The sequence below is a fragment of the Blastococcus deserti genome, assembly GCF_042682525.1.
In the GTDB taxonomy this organism is placed as follows: Bacteria; Actinomycetota; Actinomycetes; order Mycobacteriales; family Geodermatophilaceae; genus Blastococcus_B; species Blastococcus_B deserti.
In genome coordinates this window covers 245618-251617 of record NZ_JBHUHP010000001.1, presented here as the reverse complement: position 1 = coordinate 251617, position 6000 = coordinate 245618, and the positions used below count along the sequence as shown (strand labels likewise).

Sequence of the window (6000 nt, the reverse complement as noted above, 5' to 3'; positions counted from 1 at the left end):
CGCCGCCTGCCCGTGGGGACTTACTTGAGGATCTTGGTGACGCGGCCGGCGCCGACGGTGCGGCCACCCTCACGGATGGCGAACCGGAGGCCCTCCTCCATGGCGATGGGCTGGATGAGCTCCACCGTCATCTCGGTGTTGTCGCCGGGCATGACCATCTCGGTGCCGGCGGGCAGGGTCACCACGCCGGTCACGTCCGTCGTCCGGAAGTAGAACTGGGGACGGTAGTTGTTGAAGAACGGCGTGTGACGGCCACCCTCGTCCTTCGAGAGGATGTAGACCGAACCCTCGAAGTTGGTGTGCGGGGTGATCGAGCCGGGCTTCACGACGACCTGGCCGCGCTCCACGTCCTCGCGCTTGATGCCGCGGAGGAGCAGACCGACGTTGTCACCGGCCTGGCCCTGGTCGAGCAGCTTGCGGAACATCTCCACGCCGGTGACGGTGGTCTTCGTCGAACCCTCGCGGATACCGACGATCTCGACCTCTTCGTTCACCTTGACGATGCCGCGCTCGACGCGACCGGTGACGACGGTGCCACGACCGGTGATGGTGAAGACGTCCTCGACGGGCATGAGGAACGGCTTGTCGATGTCGCGCTCCGGCTCCGGGATCGCGGTGTCGACGGCGTTCATCAGCTCCATGAGCTTGTCGCCCCACTCGGCGTCGCCCTCGAGGGCCTTGAGCGCCGAGACGCGGACCACGGGGACGTCGTCGCCCGGGAACTCGTACTCGGACAGCAGCTCGCGGACCTCCAGCTCGACGAGCTCGAGGATCTCCTCGTCGTCCACCATGTCGGCCTTGTTGAGGGCCACCACGATGTAGGGAACGCCGACCTGGCGGGCCAGGAGGACGTGCTCCTTGGTCTGCGGCATGGGGCCGTCGGTCGCCGCGACCACCAGGATGGCGCCGTCCATCTGCGCCGCACCGGTGATCATGTTCTTGATGTAGTCGGCGTGACCGGGGCAGTCGACGTGCGCGTAGTGACGCGCCTCGGTCTGGTACTCGACGTGCGCGATCGAGATCGTGATGCCGCGGGCCTTCTCCTCGGGCGCCTTGTCGATCTGGTCGAAGGCGGACGCCTCGTTGAGGTCCGGGTACTTGTCGTGCAGGACCTTGGTGATCGCCGCGGTCAGCGTCGTCTTCCCGTGGTCGATGTGCCCGATGGTGCCGATGTTGACGTGCGGCTTGGTCCGCTCGAACTTGGCCTTGGCCACTGGGTTCCTCTCTCCGTGTCTTTCGCGGTCGTGCGCGTGCTCGGGGTGGGCAGTGCTCGGTGGACGGACGGGCCTCGTCGGAAGGACTCGGCCCGCCGTCCGGCTTACTCGCCGGTCGCCTTGGCGATGATCTCCTTGGCGACGTTGGCCGGGACCTCGGCGTACGAGTCGAACACCATGGTGTAGCTCGCCCGTCCCTGGGTGCGGCTGCGCAGGTCGCCCACGTAGCCGAACATCTCCGAGAGCGGGACCAGAGCCCGGACGACGCGGGCGCCGGAGCGCTCCTCCATCGCCTGGATGGTTCCGCGCCGGGAGTTCAGGTCGCCGATCACGTCACCCATGTAGTCCTCGGGGGTGACGACCTCGACGGCCATCATCGGCTCGAGCAGGGCCGGGCTGGCCTTGCGTGCGGCCTCCTTGAAGACCATCGAGCCGGCGATCTTGAACGCCATCTCCGAGGAGTCGACCTCGTGGTACTGGCCGTCGATCAGGGTGGCCTTGACACCGACCATCGGGTAGCCGGCCAGGATCCCGTACTGCATGGCGTCCTGGATGCCCTGGTCGACCGACGGGATGTACTCCCTCGGGATGCGGCCACCGGTGACGGCGTTCTCGAACTCGTAGGTCGGTCCGTCGGCCGTGACCTCGAGGGGCTCGATGGTGACCTGGACCTTGGCGAACTGGCCGGACCCACCCGTCTGCTTCTTGTGGGTGTAGTCGACCTTCTCCGCCGCCTTGCGGATGGTCTCGCGGTAGGCCACCTGCGGCTTGCCGACGTTGGCCTCGACCTTGAACTCGCGCCGCATGCGGTCGACGAGGATCTCCAGGTGCAGCTCGCCCATGCCGGAGATGACCGTCTGGCCGGTCTCCTCGTCGAGCTTGACCTGGAAGGTCGGGTCCTCCTCGGCCAGCTTCTGGATCGCCGTGCCGAGCTTCTCCTGGTCGCCCTTGGTCTTGGGCTCGATGGCCACCGAGATGACCGGCGCGGGGAAGGTCATCGACTCCAAGATCACCGGCTTCTGCGGGTCGCAGAGGGTGTCACCCGTCGTCGTCTGCTTGAGGCCGTTGACGGCCACGATCTCGCCGGCGCCCACGCCCTGGCGCTCCTCGCGCTTGTTGGCGTGCATCTGGTAGATCTTGCCGACCCGCTCCTTGCGGTCCTTGGTGCTGTTCAGCACCGGGGACCCGGCGTCGAGCTTGCCGGAGTACACGCGGACGTAGGTCAGCTTGCCCAGGTGCTGGTCGGTCTGGATCTTGAACGCCAGCGCGGAGAACGGCTCGTCCTCGTCGGCGTGCCGCAGGACCTCGGTCTCGCCGTCGAGCGCGGTGCCGACGATGGCCTCGACGTCCAGCGGGCTGGGGAGGTAGTCGGTGACCGCGTCGAGCAGGGGCTGGATGCCCTTGTTCTTGAACGCCGTCCCGGTGAGCACCGGGTTGACCTGCGCGGCGATGGTCGCCTTGCGGATGGCCGCCTTCAGCCGCTCGACGGAGATCTCCTCGCCGCCGAGGTAGGCCTCCATGAGCTCGTCGTCGAAGTCGGCGATGCCCTCGAGCAGCTTCTCCCGGTACTCGGCCGCCTGGTCGGCGAGCTCGGCCGGGATCTCCTCGATGGTGTAGTCCTCGCCCATCTTGGTCTCGCCGCGCCAGGTGAGCGCGCGCATCTGGACCAGGTCGACGACACCGACGAAGTCGGCCTCGGCACCGATCGGCAGCTGCAGCACGAGCGGGTTGGCGCCCAGGCGCTCGACCATCATGTCGACGCAGCGGAAGAAGTCGGCACCCGTGCGGTCGAGCTTGTTCACGAAGCACATGCGCGGGACGCCGTACTTCTCGGCCTGCCGCCAGACCTGCTCGGTCTGCGGCTCGACGCCGGCGACACCGTCGTAGACCGCGACCGCACCGTCGAGCACCCGCAGGGACCGCTCCACCTCGACGGTGAAGTCGACGTGCCCGGGGGTGTCGATGATGTTGATGTCGTAGCCGTTCCAGGTGCACTTCGTCGCGGCCGACGTGATGGTGATGCCGCGCTCCTGCTCCTGCTCCATCCAGTCCATCGTGGCCGCGCCGTCGTGGACCTCACCGATCTTGTACGTGATGCCGGTGTAGAAGAGGATGCGCTCCGTCGTCGTGGTCTTGCCGGCGTCGATGTGCGCCATGATCCCGATGTTGCGGGTCTTGGCGAGCTGGGCCTTGGCGGCCATCTCCTACTCCTCTTCGTTACGGGTCCGTGTGCGGGTGCCGGGGCCTATGCCTTCCAGAAGGACATCTGGAAGCGCCCCGGGGTCCCGCCGACGGCGGGCGCTGGCGACTTACCAGCGGTAGTGCGCGAAGGCCTTGTTCGACTCGGCCATCTTGTGGGTGTCCTCGCGCCGCTTCACGGCGGCACCGAGGCCGTTGCTCGCGTCGAGCAGCTCGTTCATCAGGCGCTCGGTCATCGTCTTCTCGCGGCGCGCGCGGCTGTACTGGATGAGCCAGCGCAGACCGAGCGTGGTGCTCCGCGAGGGACGGACCTCGACCGGGACCTGGTAGGTCGCGCCACCGACACGGCGGCTGCGGACCTCGAGGGCCGGCTTGACGTTGTCCAGGGCGCGCTTGAGCGTGACGACCGGGTCGGTGTCGCTCTTGGCGCGGCAGCCCTCGAGAGCGCCGTAGACGATCGCCTCGGCGACCGAGCGCTTGCCGTCGACGAGCACCTTGTTCACCAGCTGGGTGACCAGGGGCGACTGGTAGACCGGGTCGGCGACCAGCGGTCGGCGCGGCGCGGGGCCCTTGCGCGGCATCAGCTCTTCTCCTTCTTCGCGCCGTAACGGCTGCGGGCCTGCTTGCGGTTGCGGACACCCTGGGTGTCCAGCGAGCCGCGGATGATCTTGTAGCGCACGCCCGGCAGGTCCTTCACACGGCCGCCGCGCACGAGCACCATCGAGTGCTCCTGCAGGTTGTGGCCGACGCCCGGGATGTATGCGGTCACCTCGATGCCACTGGTGAGGCGGACGCGCGCGACCTTCCGCAGCGCCGAGTTCGGCTTCTTCGGCGTGGTCGTGTACACGCGCGTGCAGACTCCGCGGCGCTGGGGCGAACCCTTCAGCGCCGGAGTATTGGTCTTCTCGACCTTGTCCTCGCGGCCCTTGCGGACCAGCTGGTTGATCGTGGGCATGGGTGGCCTGGATCTCCTACCTGCGCTGGGTGGTGCTCTCGGTTCCTTGCGGACTGCGTCGTGCTCTGCCGTGGTGCTCTGCCGTGGTGCTCTGCGGGCCGTGCTGCGTGCGGTGGTGCGGGGTGCCGGTCCTGCCGGGCTCCCCGATCCTGCCCGCCAGGCACCGTCCGGTCCACGCGGTCGGGCGTGTCGCCCTCCCCTGGACCGGCCGATGGAAGCGAGCCGGACTCGGTCGCCCCTCGCGACTCGGCGCCGCCACCTTCCGGCCACCATGTCGATCACTCGCATGTCGATCACACGGCCAGGAGGCGGACCCCGGTGGCCGGGAGGCATCAACCTCTGGTCACCCAGGCGCACCGCGAACGGGAGCAGGCCCAGGGCATCCTGGGCACAGCTGACCACGATACCCGCGCTCCGGAGGCCGGTCAAAGCCGGGTCCCTCACACACGGCGGCCGACGCCCAGCCGTCGACTGCCGGGGCGGACGACACCGGGACCGACGTCACCGCGGCCGTCGTCCTTCCCGGCCGCCCGAGGCGCCCCCGGGGATCACCGGCGGCGACGTCACGGTACCCGGCGCGGCGGTCGACGGGGAGTATGCCGCGCGGCGAACGGGAACGTCGTACCCGCGCCCTAGCGTCCGCCATGCCCCCTCTCCCTGCCCCCGGAGGACCCGTGGATCCCGACGCCGCCCGCGAGCTCAAGGCCCGCATCCTCGAACGCCTCCCGTCCGCGGCCGAGGCCGACCGCGCTCCTCAGGCGTACGACGCACCGTTCCCGTGGATCGCCGTCGGCCTGAGCCCGACCGAGTACGGCGCCCGCGTGGCCGTGCGCCTGCAGCGGGACGCCGACCGGGCCCTGCTCCCGGACCTCGGCCGGGCGGCCGAGGAGGAGGTGGACGTGCGCGTGATCGGTCCCGTGCGGTCCCTCACCTCCCCCGACGAGCTGCAGCGGCGCGTGCGCCCCCTGCGCCCCGGGCTCTCGATGGCCCACCCGACCGTCAGCGCCGGCACCCTCGGCGGCTTCGTGCGCGGCGGCACCGGGTTGGCGGTCCTGTCCAACAACCACGTCCTCGCCGCCAGCAACGCGGCTGCCGTGGGCGATGCGGTCCTGCAGCCGGGCCCGGCGGACGGCGGGGGCCCCGGCGACCGCGTGGCCACGCTCGCCGCGTTCGACCGCCTGGAGCCCGGCAGGCCGAACCTCGTCGACGCCGCGGTCGCCCCGCTCGACGCGGGGGTGGCGGCCGATCCGGGGAACCTGCCCGGCGGCCCCCTGCTGAGCTCGGTGCCCGAGAGCCTCGACATCGATGCGGAGGAGGCGGTGGAGAAGATCGGTCGCACCACGGGGCACACGGTGGGCCGGATCAGCGCCGTCGAGGTGGACGGGGTCGCCGTCCAGTACGACGACGCCCTGTACCGCTTCGACGACCAGATCGAGATCGGCGGCCGGACCGGTGCCTTCAGCGCCGGAGGTGACAGCGGCTCGGTGATCTGGCGCAGCCGCGACCGGGCGCCGATCGCGCTGCTGTTCGCCGGCAGCGAGACCGGCGGAGCAGCCGGTACGGGGGTCACGTTCGCCAACCCGCTGGCCACGGTGCTGAGGGTCCTCGGCGTGGAGTGGGTCGCCCGCTGAC

5 protein-coding genes are annotated in these 6000 nt (G+C 69.8%); 1 reads left to right on the top strand and 4 read right to left on the bottom strand.

The window, feature by feature from the left end; all coding sequences use genetic code 11:
* Positions 1-20: 20 nt before the first annotated feature.
* The 4 genes from tuf to rpsL all read right to left on the bottom strand — a co-directional run bounded on the left by tuf (position 21) and on the right by rpsL (position 4368).
* Entirely contained in the window at positions 21-1214 is a 1194-nt protein-coding gene (gene tuf, locus ACFSHS_RS01225) for an elongation factor Tu (RefSeq protein WP_376870755.1), read from the bottom strand.
* 104 nt (positions 1215-1318) lie between these two features.
* Positions 1319-3415, bottom strand: a complete 2097-nt coding sequence (gene fusA, locus ACFSHS_RS01220; protein ID WP_376870752.1) for an elongation factor G — start codon at positions 3413-3415, stop codon at positions 1319-1321.
* Between the two features lie 108 nt (positions 3416-3523).
* A complete protein-coding gene (rpsG, locus tag ACFSHS_RS01215; RefSeq protein ID WP_376870749.1) occupies positions 3524-3994 on the bottom strand; it encodes a 30S ribosomal protein S7 in 471 nt (156 codons plus the stop codon).
* Positions 3994-4368, bottom strand: coding sequence for a 30S ribosomal protein S12 (gene rpsL / locus ACFSHS_RS01210; RefSeq protein ID WP_347058017.1), 375 nt, complete (start codon positions 4366-4368; stop codon positions 3994-3996). Before rpsL ends, rpsG begins: the two co-directional genes overlap by 1 nt.
* A gap of 674 nt (positions 4369-5042) precedes the next feature.
* On the opposite strand from rpsL, the gene ACFSHS_RS01205 reads away from it, so the two are divergent.
* Positions 5043-5999: a chymotrypsin family serine protease gene (locus ACFSHS_RS01205; RefSeq protein WP_376870747.1), complete on the top strand. Its 957-nt coding sequence runs from the start codon at positions 5043-5045 to the stop codon at positions 5997-5999.
* Position 6000: the final 1 nt, after the last annotated feature.